The organism is Streptomyces sp. NPDC096311 (genome assembly GCF_044763085.1).
In the GTDB taxonomy this organism is placed as follows: Bacteria; Actinomycetota; Actinomycetes; order Streptomycetales; family Streptomycetaceae; genus Streptomyces.
Genome location: NZ_JBIWFN010000025.1, coordinates 161,880 through 179,757 on the forward strand (window position 1 = coordinate 161,880; position 17,878 = coordinate 179,757).

Sequence of the window (17,878 nt, forward strand, 5' to 3'; positions counted from 1 at the left end):
TACTGGAAAGTAAGGAAGGACCGGCGCTCTCCACAAGGGTCCGTGCACGACAAAATCATCGGAGGGACGAACGTTCGTCCCTCCGGCGAGGGAGGAACGTGTGGCGGGCAGGATCAAACAGCCGACCGGCCGTTACGGAGGCAGGACCGCCGCGGAACGGCAGGCCGAGCGACGCTCACGCTTTCTGACCGCCGCGCTCCAACTCTTCGGTGACAGCCCGGGGTTCAGATCCACGACCATCGCGGCGCTGAGCGAGGCGGCGGGACTGTCGACGCGTCAGTTCTACGAGGAGTTCCGCACCCTCGAGGATGTGCTGGCCGCCCTCCACCTCCAGGTCAACGACTGGGCCGAGCAGGCGGCTCTGGCCGCCCTCGCCGACGCCCAGGACCTGCCGCTCGCCGAGCGCGCCACCGCGATCTTCCGCGCCTACGCCGCGAACGTGACGGCGGACCCGCGCCGCATCCGCATCACCTTCGTCGAGATCATCGGCGTCAGTCCGCGCCTGGAGGAGCAGCGGCTCGCCCGCCGGGCCCGCTGGATCGACTTCATCTGCGCCGAGGCGACCGCGGCCGCCGACCGCGGTGAGGCGGTGCCGCGCGACTACCGGATCGCCGCCACCGCCTTCATCGGCAGCGTCAACGGCCTTCTGCACGACTGGCGCGCCGGCTGGGTGGCGGCGACGCTCGACGAGGTGGTCGAGGAACTGGTCCGTCAGCTGTTGGGGATCCTGCGACCGGCGGGGTGGAACCCGTAGGGGTCCGGAAGCCGATGCCGTGACCTCACCGTGAGTGCCGTGCCGTACCGGGCGCCGGTCGAGGTGTCCTCGAACCCGGCGGTGAATCCCGGGGATCCGCCACCGGGTTCGGGACCCGCGCGCCGCTCCCCGTCCCCACGGGTTCGGCGCGGTGGGGCCGCCTCCGCGCGAGGATGCCCCTGCCGGCAGCCCACGACCGGGGGAAGTCGTGGGCGTGCGCGGCCCGAGGGCCCAGAGGCGCAGAGGTGAACACGGTCGCTCCCCGGGCACCGCCCATCCTGTCCGACCGGGACCCGCCGCGTCGTCGTGCGCGTGCCGAACATCGCGCTACTCGGAATGCAGGAGATGAGCTCGACCATGTCCTCCGGAGGTAGGACGGGCGCGGGGGAGAGACCCCCGAACGACACGGGTCCCGGAGTCAGGACTCGACCCCGATGAGCGCGAGGATGAGGACGTCCGGTCCGGCGTGTACGCGGCCTTCGACGGTGCGTCCGAGCTGCTGGACGCTCTGCCGCCGGACGCCTGGGCGCTGGTGACGTCGAACTACGAGCACCGGGTGCGATGCCGCTTAGCCCGCACCGGCCTGCCGGTCCCGAGGTGCCGCGGCTGAAAGTCGCTCTGGTTGCCCTTCCGTCGGAGTGATCGAATCGGTGCTCGATTCAATCTCGGTGGTGAGGGGTCTCCACGTGCGTTCCATGTCCTACTTGGATCTTCATCGTCGTTTTTCGGTGGACATCGACGCGGAGATGGAGGCCACGCTGGAAAGACTCTCCCCTCAGGCCGACGCGGTGCGGGCCGCGGTCGCGGAACTCGTGCGGAACCGCGAGTTCACGTACCCGCTCTCGGTGCTGCCGCTGATCGTGCATGCCGTGGAGACGGGCGCGCCCGAACCCGCTGTGCCGCTGGCCGTCGTGCATGAGCTGTGGTGGATCTCGGCATGCCATCTCGACGACCTGGCCGACGGGCAGAGCGCCCACCTCGCCGGTGACCTCGGCGGAGCTGAGGCGCTACTCGCCGCGCTCGTCTGCGGGACTCCGCTGCCTCTGCTCGCCGTCCAGGCGCAGGCCGTCCCGGAATCGGTGCGCGGCGCCTTGTCGGCCGAGATCGTGAAGTGCTGGATCGTCGCGGCCGAAGGCCAGTTGAGTGACCTGCGTGGAGACGCGGCGACGGCCACGCGCGAATCGGTGGTCACGGCCTACCGAGGGAAGTCCGGGGCCCCCTTCAGCATGATCACCGCAATGGCCGCCGAATTGGCGGGTGCCGAGAAGGAGCGAGTGGAGCTCTGGCGCGAGTTCGGCGATTTATTCGGCATCCTGTGGCAGATGTTCAACGACCAGGAAGACATCCTGTCCGGACGCAACGAGGACCTTCTGAACGGCACGGTGACGTATCTCCTGGCATGTGCCCTCGATGCGTCCGCTTCCCGCTCCACCCAGCGCATCCTGAGGCTGCACGCCGACGCGAGGAATTCCCGTGACGCCCGAGCGGAACTCATCGACACGCTTCTGGCACGGGTCGTTCTTGGGCGCTACGAGGACGACATCAACGAGTTCCGCGGCGAGGCGCACCGCATTCTGGACGAACTGGGTGGCGACGAGCCTTATTGGTCGATGACGCGGAATCTGGTGGACGAATCGTCCAGGATGCTTCTGCGTGCCGGCCGCGCTCGCGAGGTCACCGTCGGCTGACCGCATCGACGGTCACCAGCGCGAAAGCGGCACCGAGAAGCAACACCGCGCCAAGGCGCCGACGCAGCGCGCGGTACCTCGCCTCGTACTCGGCGCGCAGTTCCCGGCCGCGCCGTGCCGTCCGTTCCCAGGAGCGGCGGGTCAGGGCCAGGTAGGTGTCCGCGAAGCGTTCTTCCACCTCTTCGCGTTGGGTGTCCGTCAGGCAGGCCAGGGAATGGGTGAAACGAGCCGCTTCCGCCCGCCCCTCGGCCTTGGTGGCCTCGATGAGCAGATGGCCCTCCAGTTCGTCGATGAGTGCCCGCGAGGCCGGTGGCCGGTCGTCCATGGTCGTCATCGCAGTTCCTTCCGGGGCGTCTCCAGACGTGCGGCCGCGGCCGTGATCGCCGGGTGGTGCAGGTCGAAGGCGGGGGACTCGCTGCGGATGCGCGGCAGGGTGAGGAAGTTGTGGCGCGGCGGGGGACAGGACGTCGCCCACTCCAGTGAGCGGCCGTAGCCCCACGGGTCGTCGACCTCGACCTTCTCGCCGTACTTGGCGGTCTTCCAGATGTTGTAGAAGAACGGCAGGAGGGAACTTCCGAGGAGGAAGGAGAAGATCGTCGAGATGGTGTTGAGGGTGGTCAGGCCCTCCACCGCCAGATAGTCGGGGATACGGCGCTGCATTCCGTTCGCACCCAGCCAGTGCTGTACCAGGAACGTGCCGTGGAAGCCCACGAACAGCGTCCAGAAGGTGATCTTTCCAAGGCGCTCGTCGAGCATCTTGCCGGTGAACTTCGGCCACCAGAAGTGGAATCCGGAGAACATCGCGAACACGACCGTACCGAAGATCACGTAGTGGAAGTGCGCCACCACGAAGTACGAGTCCGAGACCGGAAAGTCCATCGGCGGCGAGGCGAGCATCACGCCCGTCAGACCGCCGAAGACGAAGGTGATCAGAAAGCCGGTCGCCCACAGCATCGGGGTCTCGAAACTCAGCGACCCCTTCCACATCGTGCCGATCCAGTTGAAGAACTTCACGCCTGTCGGTACGGCGATGAGGAACGTCATGAAGGAGAAGAACGGGAGCAGCACGCCACCGGTGACGTACATGTGGTGCGCCCACACGGTCACGGACAGACCGGCGATGGAGATCGTCGCGGCGATCAGGCCCATGTAGCCGAACATCGGCTTGCGGGAGAACACCGGGATGACTTCGGAGATGATGCCGAAGAACGGCAGGGCGATGATGTACACCTCTGGATGGCCGAAGAACCAGAAGAGGTGTTGCCATAGCAAGGCTCCGCCATTGGCGGCGTCGAACACATGTGCACCGAATTTTCGGTCCGCCTCCAGCGCGAACAGCGCCGCCGCGAGCACGGGGAAGGCCAGCAGCACCAGAACACCCGTGAGCAGCACGTTCCACACGAAGATCGGCATGCGGAACATCGTCATGCCGGGAGCGCGCATGCAGATGATGGTCGTGATGAAGTTGACCGAGCCGAGGATCGTGCCGAAGCCGGAGAAGGCCAGACCCATGATCCACATGTCGGCGCCGACACCGGGCGAGCGGACCGCGTCCGACAGCGGGCTGTAGGCGAACCAGCCGAAGTCGGCCGCGCCCTGCGGGGTGAGGAACCCGCCCACAGCGATCAGCGAGCCGAGGAGATAGAGCCAGTACGCCAGCATGTTCAGCCGCGGGAACGCCACGTCGGGTGCGCCGATCTGCAGCGGCATGATCCAGTTCGCGAAACCGGCGAACAGCGGCGTCGCGAACATCAGCAGCATGATCGTGCCGTGCATCGTGAACGCCTGGTTGAACTGCTCGTTCGACATGATCTGAAGCCCCGGCCGGGCGAGTTCGGCGCGCATCAGCAGCGCCATCACCCCGCCGACGCAGAAGAAGCCGAACGCCGTGACCAGATACAGCGTGCCGATCGTCTTGTGATCCGTGGTGGTCAGCCACTTCACCGCGGCGAGTCCAGGACGCCGCGCACGCGCGGGAAGCGCTGTGGGCGGCGTCGTCACTGTGGTGCTTTCCATGCCCCGCCTGTGTCCGTCGTCGGCCCTGCCGTCACACTTGAAGGAAGCGACGAGCGTCACACCCGCACCTGTGACGATCGCGCACTTGCCGGACACCTACGGATCATGAGCAACGACGAGACCTTCGCCGCTGCCTATCGCGAGCACTACTGGGCGGTCAGCCGCTACGTGGCGAGGCGACTGGACGGCGGGAGCAGTGATGTCGAGGAGGTGGTGGCGGAGGTCTTCACCGTCGCCTGGCGGCGCCGGTCCGACCTCCCGCCGTCCCCGCTTCCCTGGCTGTACGGGGTGGCACGCCACTGCCTGGCCAACGCCGTACGCGGCTACGGGCGCCGCCGCAGGCTCCTCGACCGGATCGGCAACGACGAGAGCGCGCACAGCAGACAGGTCGTCGACAGCCCCGACTCCGCGTCGCCGGGCGACTGGGTGCACGAGGCGCTGGCCCGGCTCTCCCTGGCCGACCAGGAGGTACTGCGCCTCACCGCCTGGGAGGAACTCGGCGTCGACGAGGTCGCCGTCGCCCTCGGCTGTGGCAGCCGCGCCGCGGCCATGCGCCTGCACCGCGCCCGCCGCCGGCTCAGAGCCGAGATCGACCGTATGCACATCACCGTGGCCGGCGGCACCGCTTCGCCCCGCCGCGACGCCCCGAAGGAGCACGGCCATGGCTGACGAACTCGACATCCTGCGCCGCGCCAACCCGGTGCCGGCCATCGACCCCCGCTTCCACGACCGCCCCCTCGACCAGCACGCGCAGCGCCGCCTCAACCACCTGCTGCACGGCGAACGGCAGCGCACGAGCCCCCGTCCGCCGCGCCGCTGGGTCTGGAGCGTCGGCACCGCGGCCGCCGTCGGTGTCGTCGCCTTGACACTCACGCTGTCGGGATCGACCACCACCCCGGCCGTGGCCGCACCCCGCCCGCTGATCGTCGAGGCGGGCTCCACCCCCGTACCCCTGGCCCGGCTCGCCGACCGAGTGGCCGCGTCCGCGGGCTCGCAGCGGCTCGTCCAGGGCACCCACGTACAGACCTGGAGCATGAGTCTGACCTCCGGGCCGGGGGCCCGGCCGCCGATCACCCTCCCCGCGGAACGCGTGGTCCGCTGGAAGGCCGACGGCAGTCACACGGAACTCGTCGTGGCGACCGACCCCCGTCATCCGGGCAGGCCGGTCGTCACCGACGCCGACCCCGTCCCCCGCACGGTCGAGGACGGGCACGTCCTCAGCCGGCAGACCTACCCGCCGAGCTGGAGCGACGCCCCGCCGGTGGCCCGGCCGCCGCACGACGCCGAGCGGCTGCGCGCCTACCTCGAGGAGATCGACCGCATCGAGCGGATGGGTACGCCCCAACTTCTTGACGCTGTTGCCGAGTTGCTTGACAACTGGACGCTGGGCGCCCGTGAGGACGCCGCGCTCGTCCGGGTCCTCGCCGACGCGAAGGGCCTGCGCCCGGCCGGAGCGGTCACCGACCGGCTGGGCAGGCAGGGACAGGCGTACGTGTACGAGGACACCGCGCACTCCGTGCGCCGGATGCTGGTCCTCGACCCGAGGAGCGGCACCGTACTCGGGATCGAGGACACCGTCACCAAGGACGATCCCGAATATGGCGTCAAGGCCGGGGACGTGATGTCGTACAGCGCGTGGATGCGTTGAGCGGACCGAAGGTCTGTGAGCGAACCCCCAACGCGGTAGGCGAGGCCGAGACGCTCTACCGGAGGCCGAGTTGGCGCTCGGCCCCGGTCACGGTCTGCTCCAGCAGGACCGCGATCGTCATCGGGCCGACACCGCCCGGCACCGGCGTGATCAGCCGGGCCCGCTCGCGGGCGGTGTCGAAGTCGACGTCGCCGACGTTCCCGGCGTTGTAACCCGCGTCGATCACGACGGCTCCCGGCTTGATGTCCTCACCGCGGATCAGCCGGGGCCGGCCCACGGCGGCCACCACAAGGTCCGCCTCGCGGACGACCGACGAGAGACCGGTCGTCCGCGAGTGGCAGTACGTCACGGTCGCGTCGCGTCCGAGCAGCAGCATCCCGACCGGCTTGCCGAGGATCGCGCTGCGGCCCACCACGACGGCGCGCCGGCCCGCCGGGTCGACGTCGTACTCGTCGAGGAGCCGCATGATGCCGCCGGGGGTGCAGGACACGAACCCCGGCAGCCCGAAGCTCATCGCCGAGTACGAGCTGAGCGTCACCCCGTCGACGTCCTTCTCCGGCGCGATGGCCTCGAACGCCGCCCGCTCGTCGATGTGCGGTCCGACGGGGTGCTGGAGCAGGATGCCGTGCACGGTCGGGTCGCCCGACAGCGCCTTCAGCGTGTCGACCAGCTCGGCGGTGGTGGTGTCGGCGGGCAGGGCGACGTGCCGGGACTCGATGCCGGCCTTGCGGCTGCGGTTCTGCTTCATCCGGACGTAGGTGACCGAGGCAGGATCCTCGCCGACCAGCACCGTCGCGAGACACGGCGACATCCCCGTGCGTCCGGTGAGTGCGGCCGAGCGCTGCGCGGTCTCCTCGACGATGCGGCGCGCGAGACCCGCGCCGTCCATGAGCTGGGCCTGGGACATGAGCTACTCCTGAGCGTCGCTGACACAATCGCCCAGGCGCGCGGCAAAGACCCGTTCGTCAGGCCGCTCCCCGGTGGTGTTCCACCTCAGCGCCAGTCACGGCCCGCGACCAGGGTAGCTCGTACGATCAGCTGCCCGACTCGGCAGGAGCGGGCGGCGCCGTCGGGTCGACGCCGGCCAGGAACCCCCTGGCCTGTGCCTCGGTGGTCACGGCGCCGATGGCCCCGGCCCAGCGAGCGATCTCGCGGACCAGCGCGACGGCCCCGGCCTCATCGCCCGCGTCGCGCGCCACCACCGCCAGGAGCAGTTGCTGCGAGAGGGTGCCCGGGACGGTCCCGGCCCGGGCACCGAGCTCGGTCGCCCTGATCCAGCGCTCCCGTGCCCGTGCGTGATCACCGTGATCGTGGTCGTGATCGCCGAGGTGCCGCAGCGCTTCACGGACGAGCAGATCGTCACCGGAGTCGTGTGAGGCGCCGGCTTCACCTGCCGCACCCGTTGCACCGGCTTCACCGGCTTCACCGGCGCGCAGCGCGGCTTCGTAGTGGCCGGGCGCGACGTCGCGCTCGGCGAAGAGATTGTCGGCGACGAGGCCCAGATACATCTCGGCCCAGCCCCGGCGCACCTCGTCCGGGGCCCGGCCGCGGAGCCGCTCGGCGTGTGTGCGGAGGGCGGCCAGCGCGGCCGGGTCCTTGCCTTCGGGTCCGGCACGGAAGGCACCGTCGACGCGCACCTGCCCGAGGTAGCCGTGGCGCAGCCGGAGGAAGTCCAGATCCCAGCGGATGCCGGAGTGCGCCTCATCGGCGGGTTTCCCACCGAGGCTCGCGATGAGGACCTCGACGCATTCCCCGGCGGCGGCGAGTCGTGGCCCCGCCAGGGAGGTCCCGCCGAACCAGTCGCTCTCCAGGGCTACTTCGGCGGCGGCCAGGGCGAGGCGGGCACGGGACCTCGGATCGTTCGCCTCGGCCGAGTCGAGCAGGCGCGTAGCGCGCTCCCAACGAGCGCCGATCCTCAACTCCCTTGCTACGGCGATGAGTTCGTCGAGCGGTACGGCCGTACGAAGGGTACTTGCGGTGTTCGTCATGGCAGGGAAAGTAGTAATCAGAAAAACTATCCACAAGAAAACCATCTACGGAGTGGCGCATGGAAGACGTGAAGGCGGAAGAGTCGAAGTCCGCGCGGGGGCAGGCGTCGGCGGCGGACTCGGTCGACGGGCACGTCGCGGTCTGGGCGAAGGAACTCGACTGGATGGACCCGGTCAAGGAGGAGATCTTCGTCCGGCTCGCGATCCTGGCCCGGCACGCGGCTCAGGCCCGCCGGGACGTGCTCGACTCCGGCGGCCTGCAGCACTGGCAGTTCAAGGTGCTGCTGATGCTGCGCAGACTCGGCCCGCCCTACGCGGCGAGCCCCTCGCAGCTCGCCGATATGCTCGGGCTGACCCGCGGCGCGCTGTCGGCGCGGCTGGGGCCGATGGAGGACGACGGGCTGATCGCCCGTACCCACCACACGGCCGACCGGCGTCGCGTGGAGGTGCGGCTCACCGACGCCGGATACGCCGCGTTCGAAGAGCACGCGGTGTCGGAGGACCGGGGTGAGAACGCGCTGCTCGCAGTACTGACCCCAGCAGAGAAGCGGACGCTCGCAGACCTGCTGCGGAAACTGGTCGTGGCAGCACAGGCCGCTGCGAGCGCGAGCGACCCATCTCGGCCTTCGCCGAAAAGGTCCAGGTCACGCGAGAGTTGATCTGGACCTTCGGCCAGTTCCTTCCTACTCGTCCCATGCCTGGAGCAGCGTGTGTTCTACGATCTTGCCGTCCCGCAGCGAGACCATCGAGCTGGCGAGTACCCGCACGCCGTCCGGGTACTGGCAGGACTCGGTGAACGCGACGTGGTCGCCCTGGACGACACACTCTTCCAACTTGTGGGTCATGTCGCGGCTGTAGACGTCGTTGAGCATCTCGGCGATCTCGCCGCGACCGTGTTTGATCATCGGGTGGCTTGGCTGGGTGTTGCGGTCGACGATGGTCATTTCCGCGTCGTCCGCGTAGAGCGACAGGAGATCCGCCGCACTGTGTCCTTCTATGCCCCGGCGTAGCGCTTCGGTGTCGAAGGCGGGGCCTGCCATGGTGCCCATGTCGACCTCCTCGGAAGGCCGCGGTCCGCCGTGGAGGGGACCGCGAAGGGCCTCTCTACCGAGCCTCCTCCGCCCCATGGCCCACGGCAAGCCCAGCCGGTGGGATGCGCCTCTCGGGTGAGGAGCGGAGGACGGCCGTGACCGCCCGCCGTCCGGGACCGTTGCTGCAAGCATGATCTCAACACGACGTATGGTCGCCGCCGTTGGTCTCGCCGTCGGTGTCACGGGCCTTGCCGCGCCGATGGCGTCCGCGGCCGAGGCCCCGGACGCGGGGAAGCTGAACCCGATCACCCAGCTCGACGCGCTCGCCGTCAGCGACATCCCCGCGGAGCACCAGGCCGACATCCCGCGCATCTCCCAGCAACTGGGCGGACTCAACCGCCTGAACGAACTCAACCAGTTGCACCAGGTCACCGACCTGGTCGCACCCGTCACCGGAGTCCTCCCGGGCCTCCAGGCCTAGGGCCTGTCCCTGGGGTCGGGCCTCGGCCTGTCCGCCCGCGTCTGCCCCCGGCACCCCGTGCCGGGGGCGGACAATGGTGTCCGGGGCCGAGTGAAGGAAACTTCGTACGGAGAACGCGCGGCGATCCGCTCTCCTCAGCCCGCCGTCGCGAGGAACTGGGTCGCGGCCAGCTCCGCGTAGAGCGGGTCCCCGGCCACCAGTTCCCGGTGGGTGCCCACGGCGCGTACGCGGCCCGCGTCCATGACGACGATACGGTCGGCCATCGTCACGGTGGACAGCCGGTGCGCGACCACCAGGACCGTGGTCGTGCGGGCCACATCGGCGACCGTGTCGCGCAGCGCGGCCTCGTTCACCGCGTCGAGCTGCGAGGTCGCCTCGTCCAGGAGCAGCAGGCGGGGGTGGCGCAGCAGCGCGCGGGCGATCGCGACCCGCTGGCGTTCGCCGCCGGACAGCTTGGTGCCGCGGTGCCCGACGAGTGTGTCCAGGCCGCGCGGCAGCCGGGCGACCAGCCCGTCGAGCCGGGTCGTCTTCAGCACACGCGTGACATCGGCGTCGTCGGCCTCCGGGTTGCCCAGCAGCAGGTTGTCGCGCAGGGAGCCGGACAGGACCGGGGCGTCCTGCTCCACGTACCCGATGGCCGACCGGAGCCGGGGCAGGTCCCACTGCTCCAGGGAACGGCCGTCGACCGTGATGACGCCCGCCTCGGGGTCGTAGAACCGCTCGATCAGCGAGAACACGGTGGTCTTGCCGGCACCGGAGGGGCCGACGAAGGCGGTCATGCCGCGGGCCGGGACGGAGAAGGTGACGCCGTGGTGGACGTACGGCAGGTCGTCGGCGTACCGGAAGCGGACGTCGTCGAAGGCGAGCGCGGCCGGCGCGGCGCCGGGGGTCGGCAGTGGCGCGGGCAGCGCGTCCGGTTCGGCGGGCAGCCGCAGCGCCTCCTGGATGCGGGCGAGCGCGGCGGCGCCGGTCTGGTACTGGGTGATCGCGCCCACGACCTGCTGGATCGGCGACATCAGATAGAAGACGTAGAGGAGGAAGGCGACCAGCGTGCCGACTTCGATCGCGCCGGTCGCGACCCGTGCGCCGCCCACCGCGAGGACCGTGATGAAGGCGATCTGCATCGCGAGACCGGCCGTGTTGCCCGCGGCCGCCGACCACTTGGCGGCCCGTACGCTCTGCCGCCAGGACTCCTCGGCCGCCGCGTGGATGGTCTGCTCCTCCCGGTGCTCGGCACCTGACGCCTTGACCGTGCGCAGCGCGCCCAGGATCCGCTCCAGCGAGGCGCCCATCACGCCCACGGCGTCCTGCGCCTGCTTGCTGGCCCGGTTGATGCGGGGCACGATCACGCCGAGCACCGTGCCCGCGCACAGGATCACCCCCAGGGTGACGCCGAGCAGCACCACGTCGACCAGGCCCATCATCACCACCGTCGCCACCAGGGTGAGACCGCCGGTGCCGATGCCCACCAGCGAATCGGTGGTGACCTCGCGCAGCAGCGTGGTGTCGGAGGTGATGCGGGCCATGAGGTCGCCCGGTTCGCTGCGGTCCACGGCCGGTATCCGCAGCCGCAGCAGATACGAGGACAGGGCGCGCCGCGCGCCGAGCACCACCGACTCGGCGGTGCGCCGCAGTACGTACGAACCCAGCGCTCCCACCGCGGCGTTGGTGACCACCAGCGCCGCCATGCCGATGAGCGCCCGCCCGATGGGCCGGTCGTGCGACAGGTCGTCGATGAGGCCCCGCGCCACGAGCGGCAGCACCAGACCGGTGGCGCCGGTCGTCAGCGCCAGCAACGCGCCCACCAGCAGCGCCCATCGATGCGGTCGTACGTAGCCGAGAAGCAGCCGCCAGGCGGGCGGTCCGGCGTGCGGCTCTGCGATGCTCACGGTGCTCCTAGCGGGAGTTCGGCGCGGAGCATTCAGGCTACGTCGGAGGGGCCCCCGGAGGGGAACGGGCCACCCGGTGCCGGGGGGCTTCGCCTGCCTCACCAGTGGCGCAGCCCTGCGAGGGAAACCAGGCCCGAGCGTTCCGGGAGCGAATTTCCCACACCTTTCCGGAATCCTTACCGGTCCTCCCCCGTTGACACCCCCGCGCTCGCCCTCCTAGGGTCACGCCTACGTTCCGAACGTGTGACGACATTTCGAACGGTTGAAAGGCAACTGCCCTGTGCATCACCGGAGTTGGAACACGTGTGGACGTAACCCCGCGGCGCGGCCCGGCACGCGTTCAGGTGCACGCCGGCAGAGGGATCACGCGGATCGGCAAGACCCGGATGCCTGGGCCGCGACGCGTCGATCGGCGATCCGCGAGGCGCCGAGGCTCCTGAGTCCCGACTCCACAATGTTGCGGAGAACCTGACCGTCGGTCACCTCGTCAGGGAATACTGATGGCTCACTCCCATGGAGATGCGCACCAAAGACCCCGACGACCTCGGCGGCCACGTGCGGATCTGCAAGGTCGCCGAGCTGATCCGCCGCGGCGCACCGCTCCACCTCAAGTTCGGGCTGTTCAGGGCGCCCGGGATCCACCCGTACGGCACCCATACGCGGGGACCTCATTCCGGCTGCGGCACGCCGCCGACTCGCGCTCGACCTGCTCGTCGGCCGCCCGGCTCACTCCACCGCCGCCTTCTCACCGACATCTGATACGCCGTCATCTTTCTCAACGACGAGAAGAACAAGGAACGATCACCATGCGCAATCGCAGAGCCGCCCTCGCCGCCATCGCCGGAACTGCCTCCGTCGCCCTCACCATGTCCGCCTGCGGCGGCCAGAACAGCACGGGCAGCTCCAAGGGCGGCACGATCGGCATCGCCATGCCGACCCAGGCCTCCGAGCGCTGGATCACCGACGGCAAGAGCGTCGTCAAGGACCTGCAGGCCAATGGGTACAAGACCAAACTGGTCTACGGCGAGAACGACCCGGCGACCCAGGTCTCGCAGATCGAGAACCTGATCACGCAAGGCGTCAGCGCACTGATCATCGCGGCCATCGACAACAAGTCGCTGAACAAGGTGCTCCAGCAGGCCGCCGACGCGAAGATCCCGGTGATCTCCTACGACCGGCTCATCCTCGGCACCAAGAACGTCACCTACTACGCCTCCTTCGACAACGAGCAGGTCGGCCGGCTCCAGGCCCGCTACATCATCGACAAGCTCGGCCTGGAGAACGGCAAGGGCCCGTTCAACATCGAGCTGTTCGCCGGCTCCAGCGACGACAACAACACCAAGTACTTCTTCAGCGGCGCGTTGCACCTTTTGCAGCCGTTCCTGGACAGCAAGCAACTGGTCGTCCAGTCCGGCGAGACCGCGCTCAACCAGGTCACCACCCTGCGCTGGGACGGTGCCACCGCGCAGAAGCGCATGAACAACATCCTCGCCACGTCGTACAAGACCAAGCAGGTGGACGCGGTCCTGTCGCCGTACGACGGCATATCCATCGGCGTCCTGGCAGCGCTGAGGGCGGACGACTACGGCTCCCTCAGCAAGCCCCTCCCGGTCATCACGGGGCAGGACGCCGAACTGGCCTCGGTCAAGTCGATCGTCGCGGGTCAGCAGGGGCAGACCGTGTACAAGGACAGCCGACTGCTCGCCGATGTCGCCGCAAACATGGTCGACGACGTGCTCAACAAAAGGAAGCCGCAGCTCAACGACACCAGGACCTACGACAACGGCGCCAAGGTCGTGCCCGCCTACCTGCTGCAGCCCATCAGCGTCGACAAGACCAACTACGACAGTGTTCTGGTCGCGGGTGGCTACTACACCGACGCAGAACTCAAGTAGCCGAACGGCCATGGCCTGTCATGCCGCGGCCTCGGCACCGTAGCCCAGGCCGTCGAAGAGGAGTGCGGTGCTGCGTACCGCGCCGTCTCGCCGGCCCTCCTTCCTCCCGGTTGCGCCGTGCGCCGGCGAGCCATGGACATGGGGCTCAGCGGCCTGCGCGTGCTGGTCACCGGCGGCATCGCGGCTTGGGGGAGGCGAGGGCCCGGCGCTTCGCCGCGGCGACCGGCCAGGTACCGGCGCTGCAGCGCCCAAAGGCTCGTTCCGGCACCGGATGCTCGGCGGGACGATCGAGAAGACGGGAACCCACCACGTCCTTCGGATCGACGGATCCCAGGTGTTCGTGATCCAGCGGGCTCCCCGCCGATCCCGCGCCGACACGTAGGGGGCATGGACCACCCTGTCCATGCCCCCTGCGCAGGGCGGTTTACGGTGCGTCCACCACCGTGCCCGTCAGTACGGGACGGCCGGGAAGGGGTTCGGCGTTGTCGTCGGTCAGCGCGAGGCGTAGCGACTCGGCGGGCTCGGCCAGTTGGTCCGTCACCGTCGGCACGGTGAAGTCGGCTGTGGTGGTCCCGGCCGGGATGTCCGTCCCCAACCACAGGTCCGCCCGGGAGAGTGCGCGCTCCGGGTCGGGGAGCTCACCGGCGCGGTCCATCAGCCACTGCGGGTCCACGTCCTTGGTGGACAGTTCGGCGCCCTCGGTGACCGGAAGCACCCGCATCGGCTGCATGATGTCCACCTCGGCGGGCTCGGAGAGCGAGATCCGCCACGTCAGCGTCCCTCCCTCGGTCACCCGGTCCGTGACCGGCGTCAGGGTGACCGCGGGCGCGGGGTCGTCGTTCACCGCGGTGATCCCGCCCCGGTACGAGCCGATGACGGCGCCGCGCACGGCCTTCGCGACCACGTCGTACTGCTCGTCGTAGCCGAAGCGTGTGTCGCCCTTCACCTTCACGGGCACGTCGATGGGGGCGCTGCCCGGCCGTACCGTGACCAGCTTGTCCTCGGCCTGTCCGGTGTCCGGGTCGAGGACGGAGAAGCGGACCTTGCCGCTGCCGTGCCCGGAGACCTGGACCGGGATGTGGTAGCTGAGAGTGCCCGAGTCGCCCTCCTTGACCGTGAGTCGGCCGATGTCGACGCGCGGCAGTGTCGCGGCCCTGGCCGCCGGGGTGCCGGGGGCCCAGCCCCAGGCATCCATCAACCAGGCCTGTCCTGACGGTGAACGCGGGTTCAGTTCAAGGGACTTGACGTGCCTCAGGTCGAGGCCGGCACGGGTGGCCGCGGTCAGCGGGACGCGCAGCTCGCGCGCCCAGTAGGAGGCGGTGCGGTCGGTCCCCGGCAGCCCGTCGACCTGGACCTGGCCGAGCTCGGCCCGGCGGCCGTCGGAGTCGGTGACGGCCACGTCCAGCTCGGTGCCGGTCGTGTTCGGCGGCACGAACACACGAAGCGCAAGGCTCTTGGCGCCCGCGAGGGACACCGGAGCGGCGGGACGGACCTTTGTCGCCGCGCCCGGCGCCGACCACTTCAGCGCGACCGCGTCGCGACCGGCCTCCTTCTCCGTCCACCACCGCGCGAAGTGCGGCGACCTCCCCGCGGCGTCGGGGTCGAGGCATGCCACGGCCGGGTCGGGGTCGAGCGCCGAGCACAGCCTGCCGCCGGTCACCTTCACGGGGGCGTCGGGCAGGAAGCCGCCCGTGCGGCGGGCGCCGACCGCGTGGGTCAGCACGCGGGCCGGGTCGGCCGAGGGGGCGCGTCGGCCCGAGCCGTCGAGCAGCGGGCGCACCCGGTCGTCGCCGGTGACGAACAGCCGCGCCGCGGCGGCGATGTAGGTGGCGCCGGCCTGGTGCTGCTGGTCGGCGGTCAGCCGGGTGCGGGCGCCCGTGGAGCACACCGGGTCGGGCCGCTGTTCAGGGTCGTCCCAGAAGTCGTCGAAGGAGGGTGCCTCGGACTTGCCCGGCGTCCACTCGGTGTTGAAGTAGTTGTGGTTGGCGCCGACCACGTAGACGGCGCTGTGCAGGGCGGTGCCCCGGCTGACCCCGCGCGTCCCGTCGACGTACACCTCGCCCTGGAGGTCGGAGACGTCACCGTCGCAGCCGGGGAGGATCGTCGTGGACGGCACGTCGGCCACCGGATTCTGGCCGAAGATCGTCGGTCCGATGAGGACGGTCCCGCGGATCTTCCAGCGCACCGGGCCGCGGTAGCCGTCCTGCGCGGCGGGCGGCGGGTAGAGGCTGTCCATGGCGGCCCGGTTGACGCCCTCGCCGCCGCGCGAGTGGCCGACGAGCAGCACGCGGGACAGGTCGGCCTGAGCCGCGTCGGGCACGGCCGCCGGGGCGGTGCCCGGGTGAGCGGCCCAGCCGGCCCACTTGGCGAGGTGCTGGCGCACCAGCGAGGAGCGCGCCTGCGCACCGCCGTCCTCGACGTCCCCGTCCTGGCCGTTGATGCCGTTCGCCGAGATCGACACCGTCACATAGCCCTGCGAGGCCAGCAGTTCCTGGTCCTTCAGGTAGCCCTTGTGGCTCGGGATCGGCTGGGTGCCGGCCGAGCAGGGCCACTCAAGGGTCACGTCGTCCTCGGACCCGCCCGGTTTGAAGCAGGTGGCGTGGCGGCCGTGGAGGAACAGGGCGAGCGGTCGCCTGCCGGTGGCGCCGGTGGGCGCGACGACGACGGCCTGCATCTCGACCGGCAGGGCGAAGCCGGGGAGCTTCACCGGGTCGAGGTGGTACTCGCCGGTGACCGTGCGGTACCCGCCCGGCCTGCCCGGGTCCACGGAGTTCGCCGGGAGTGGGGCCGGGGGCTGCGCGGCCTTGAGGGAGTTCTTCGGTTTCTTGCCGGTGTTGTCGGCGGGCGCGTCCAACCGGCGCCCGGCCGCCAGGACTTGAAGGTCCTTGAGCGGGGTGGCTCCGTGGAGAGCGAGCCGGAACGTGTGGCCGTCCTTGGCCGCCTTCGGTGTGCCGAGCAGTTGGCCGGCCGCGCGGAACTCGACACGGGCGTCGCCTACCGGCACGGCCCTGTCCGACCGCCAGACCAGCTCACGCGCCATGCCCTTCCCGGTGACGCGCCAGCCGGGCGGCAGCGGGCTGTCCTCCTTCTGCGTCAACGGCTCCACCTTGGCCGGACGTTGGGCCTGGGCCAGTCCCGGTGAGCCCGCCAGGGCCGCGAGAACGGCCACGGCGGTGACCGCTATGCGCCGGGTACGGTTCAAGGATCCCCTCCTCACACTTCGAGCGCGGGCGCCCCGTCGATACCGGGAGCCCTTCGCGCCTCGAAGGAAGCGAAACGGGACCTGTGGGTTGCCTGTGCCAGGGAAGTGTGCCCGCGCAGGACAAGCCCGGACGGCGTCCACGTCGGGCAGCGCATCGTAATCGGGTCACCGGGGACTCCTCCCGCGCGGTCGCCGGAAAGGGCCCCCTCCATGGGCCGAACTCCCCCTCTGCGCACGGCCGTCGTCGGCGCCGGCCGGCGCGCCCGCATCCCCGGCACTGCCCGGGGCACCGGCGACTCCCTCACCGTCGCCCTTGCCCACCGTTTCAACCCTGGCCGCGTGCGCACCGTCCCTTGGCCTCACGGACCGGCATCCCGCCACGGCGGCCGGCGTATGGCGTCCGGGCCGCGCGCGGACCACGCCCAGCGTCACATAGCCCTCGCCGGGTGCCGGCGGCCGGTTCCAGGGCCAGGCTCCGGAAGCTGTGGAGACGTCCGCGACCGAGGGCGAACCGGGGCAGCCGGACGCCGAACTCGGCGGCAAGGGCCTCCAGGGCACGGCTCTCGCCCAGCCGCTCGGCGTGCGCGTCGTCCTGCGGGAAGAGACGGTCCGGGTCCAGCGCGATCGGCACGGACCCCCGTCTGCTCACCGAGGTCCCCCGGACGGTGTACGCGTACCGCTCCTCGCCGTTGTCCGTGACGGACAGAGGGAAGACACCGGGACGGTGGGGGCGGCTCGGCTCGCTCCACACCGTCACCGCACGGGTGCCCCGGGAAGCGGCGATGCCCCGGGAGACGAACCACCGCTCGTCGAACGGGCGTGGGGTCGTCGTCCAGATCCCCGGGAAAGTACTCGGCCAGGACCGCCGCGTCCTCGTGCCGGCGCACCGCGTCGGTACCGGCGAGCAGCCAGACGATGCCGCCCGCGTGCCGCCGGCCGTCGCTCACCGCCAGAAACGTCCGGTACGAGGGCGGCAGCCGGTGCCCGAGCCGCTCCTCCCGGGCGCGGATGTGCTCCTCGGACGCGGGCGGGAACCCCAGCCAGCGCGTACGCAGAGGCTCCTCGTCTCCCACGTGTCGCTCGCTCGCCGGTGCGCCGGGGTCTTGTGCGTCTGCCCATTAATGGCTCCAGCGCACCAGGAAGGACCGCCAGTCGTCCATGGGGTCCGTCATGTCGGCGATCCTGCCAGCCACCACTGACAGTCATAGTGATACGCGGGTCTCCGGTGGCCGTGACCCGATCACTGACTGACGTCCTGCTGGACTGTCCTTGCGTTGATCTGTCCG

The 17,878-nt window shown here is 70.2% G+C and carries 15 protein-coding genes, 3 pseudogenes and 1 riboswitch; of the genes and pseudogenes, 9 read left to right on the forward strand and 9 right to left on the reverse strand.

Features of this window, described 5'->3' with window-relative positions; translation table 11 throughout:
- Nucleotides 1–100: 100 nt before the first annotated feature.
- The 3 genes and pseudogenes from ACIRA5_RS44600 to ACIRA5_RS44610 all read left to right on the forward strand — a co-directional run bounded on the left by ACIRA5_RS44600 (nt 101) and on the right by ACIRA5_RS44610 (nt 2,442).
- Nucleotides 101–754, forward strand: a complete 654-nt coding sequence (locus ACIRA5_RS44600) for a TetR/AcrR family transcriptional regulator (RefSeq protein WP_403701642.1) — start codon at nt 101–103, stop codon at nt 752–754.
- Between the two features lie 436 nt (nt 755–1,190).
- Nucleotides 1,191–1,349, forward strand: a pseudogene (locus ACIRA5_RS44605) (phosphatase); the annotation flags it as partial.
- Between the two features lie 43 nt (nt 1,350–1,392).
- Nucleotides 1,393–2,442: a polyprenyl synthetase family protein gene (locus ACIRA5_RS44610; protein ID WP_403701645.1), complete on the forward strand. Its 1,050-nt coding sequence runs from the start codon at nt 1,393–1,395 to the stop codon at nt 2,440–2,442.
- On the opposite strand, the gene ACIRA5_RS44615 is transcribed toward ACIRA5_RS44610, so the two are convergent.
- Nucleotides 2,429–2,776 (reverse strand): hypothetical protein, encoded by a 348-nt coding sequence (locus ACIRA5_RS44615; protein ID WP_403701648.1) that lies wholly within the window; start codon nt 2,774–2,776, stop codon nt 2,429–2,431. The genes ACIRA5_RS44610 and ACIRA5_RS44615 overlap by 14 nt on opposite strands.
- Nucleotides 2,773–4,458, reverse strand: a complete 1,686-nt coding sequence (ctaD, locus tag ACIRA5_RS44620; protein WP_403701651.1) for a cytochrome c oxidase subunit I — start codon at nt 4,456–4,458, stop codon at nt 2,773–2,775. The genes ACIRA5_RS44615 and ctaD overlap by 4 nt, the downstream gene beginning before the upstream one ends.
- Before the next feature lie 105 nt (nt 4,459–4,563).
- Between ctaD and ACIRA5_RS44625 the strand changes: the two genes are divergently transcribed.
- On the forward strand, nt 4,564–5,127 hold the full coding sequence (locus ACIRA5_RS44625; RefSeq protein ID WP_403701654.1) for an RNA polymerase sigma factor: 564 nt from the start codon (nt 4,564–4,566) through the stop codon (nt 5,125–5,127).
- A complete protein-coding gene (locus tag ACIRA5_RS44630) occupies nt 5,120–6,106 on the forward strand; it encodes a CU044_5270 family protein (protein WP_403701657.1) in 987 nt (328 codons plus the stop codon). The genes ACIRA5_RS44625 and ACIRA5_RS44630 overlap by 8 nt, the downstream gene beginning before the upstream one ends.
- Before the next feature lie 55 nt (nt 6,107–6,161).
- Here the strand turns inward: ACIRA5_RS44630 and ACIRA5_RS44635 are convergent, their stop codons facing one another.
- Both ACIRA5_RS44635 and ACIRA5_RS44640 read right to left on the reverse strand, forming a co-directional pair.
- Nucleotides 6,162–7,013 (reverse strand): bifunctional 5,10-methylenetetrahydrofolate dehydrogenase/5,10-methenyltetrahydrofolate cyclohydrolase, encoded by an 852-nt coding sequence (locus ACIRA5_RS44635; protein ID WP_403701661.1) that lies wholly within the window; start codon nt 7,011–7,013, stop codon nt 6,162–6,164.
- Between the two features lie 23 nt (nt 7,014–7,036).
- A riboswitch (ZMP/ZTP riboswitch) is annotated at nt 7,037–7,123 on the reverse strand.
- A 17-nt stretch (nt 7,124–7,140) separates the two neighbouring features.
- Nucleotides 7,141–8,094 (reverse strand): hypothetical protein, encoded by a 954-nt coding sequence (locus tag ACIRA5_RS44640; RefSeq protein WP_403701664.1) that lies wholly within the window; start codon nt 8,092–8,094, stop codon nt 7,141–7,143.
- A gap of 59 nt (nt 8,095–8,153) precedes the next feature.
- On the opposite strand from ACIRA5_RS44640, the gene ACIRA5_RS44645 reads away from it, so the two are divergent.
- Nucleotides 8,154–8,753: a MarR family winged helix-turn-helix transcriptional regulator gene (locus ACIRA5_RS44645; RefSeq protein WP_403701667.1), complete on the forward strand. Its 600-nt coding sequence runs from the start codon at nt 8,154–8,156 to the stop codon at nt 8,751–8,753.
- A 24-nt stretch (nt 8,754–8,777) separates the two neighbouring features.
- On the opposite strand, the gene ACIRA5_RS44650 is transcribed toward ACIRA5_RS44645, so the two are convergent.
- Nucleotides 8,778–9,143, reverse strand: coding sequence for a nuclear transport factor 2 family protein (locus tag ACIRA5_RS44650; protein ID WP_351296380.1), 366 nt, complete (start codon nt 9,141–9,143; stop codon nt 8,778–8,780).
- 172 nt (nt 9,144–9,315) lie between these two features.
- Between ACIRA5_RS44650 and ACIRA5_RS44655 the strand changes: the two genes are divergently transcribed.
- Entirely contained in the window at nt 9,316–9,606 is a 291-nt protein-coding gene (locus ACIRA5_RS44655; RefSeq protein WP_403701670.1) for a hypothetical protein, read from the forward strand.
- 134 nt (nt 9,607–9,740) lie between these two features.
- Here the strand turns inward: ACIRA5_RS44655 and ACIRA5_RS44660 are convergent, their stop codons facing one another.
- Nucleotides 9,741–11,495 carry an ABC transporter ATP-binding protein gene (locus tag ACIRA5_RS44660; RefSeq protein WP_403701673.1) on the reverse strand — a complete coding sequence of 585 codons (1,755 nt, stop codon included), beginning with the start codon at nt 11,493–11,495 and terminating at the stop codon, nt 9,741–9,743.
- Between the two features lie 510 nt (nt 11,496–12,005).
- On the opposite strand from ACIRA5_RS44660, the pseudogene ACIRA5_RS44665 reads away from it, so the two are divergent.
- A pseudogene (locus tag ACIRA5_RS44665) lies at nt 12,006–12,237 on the forward strand (hypothetical protein); the annotation flags it as partial.
- Between the two features lie 64 nt (nt 12,238–12,301).
- Nucleotides 12,302–13,390: a multiple monosaccharide ABC transporter substrate-binding protein gene (chvE, locus tag ACIRA5_RS44670; RefSeq protein WP_403701676.1), complete on the forward strand. Its 1,089-nt coding sequence runs from the start codon at nt 12,302–12,304 to the stop codon at nt 13,388–13,390.
- Between the two features lie 424 nt (nt 13,391–13,814).
- Here the strand turns inward: chvE and ACIRA5_RS44675 are convergent, their stop codons facing one another.
- From ACIRA5_RS44675 to ACIRA5_RS44685, 3 genes and pseudogenes are all read right to left on the reverse strand, one after another.
- Nucleotides 13,815–16,592, reverse strand: coding sequence for a hypothetical protein (locus ACIRA5_RS44675; RefSeq protein ID WP_403701679.1), 2,778 nt, complete (start codon nt 16,590–16,592; stop codon nt 13,815–13,817).
- 325 nt (nt 16,593–16,917) lie between these two features.
- Complete coding sequence (locus ACIRA5_RS44680) at nt 16,918–17,349, reverse strand: hypothetical protein (protein WP_403701704.1); 432 nt, start codon at nt 17,347–17,349, stop codon at nt 16,918–16,920.
- 136 nt (nt 17,350–17,485) lie between these two features.
- A pseudogene (locus ACIRA5_RS44685) lies at nt 17,486–17,665 on the reverse strand (SMI1/KNR4 family protein); the annotation flags it as partial.
- Nucleotides 17,666–17,878: the final 213 nt, after the last annotated feature.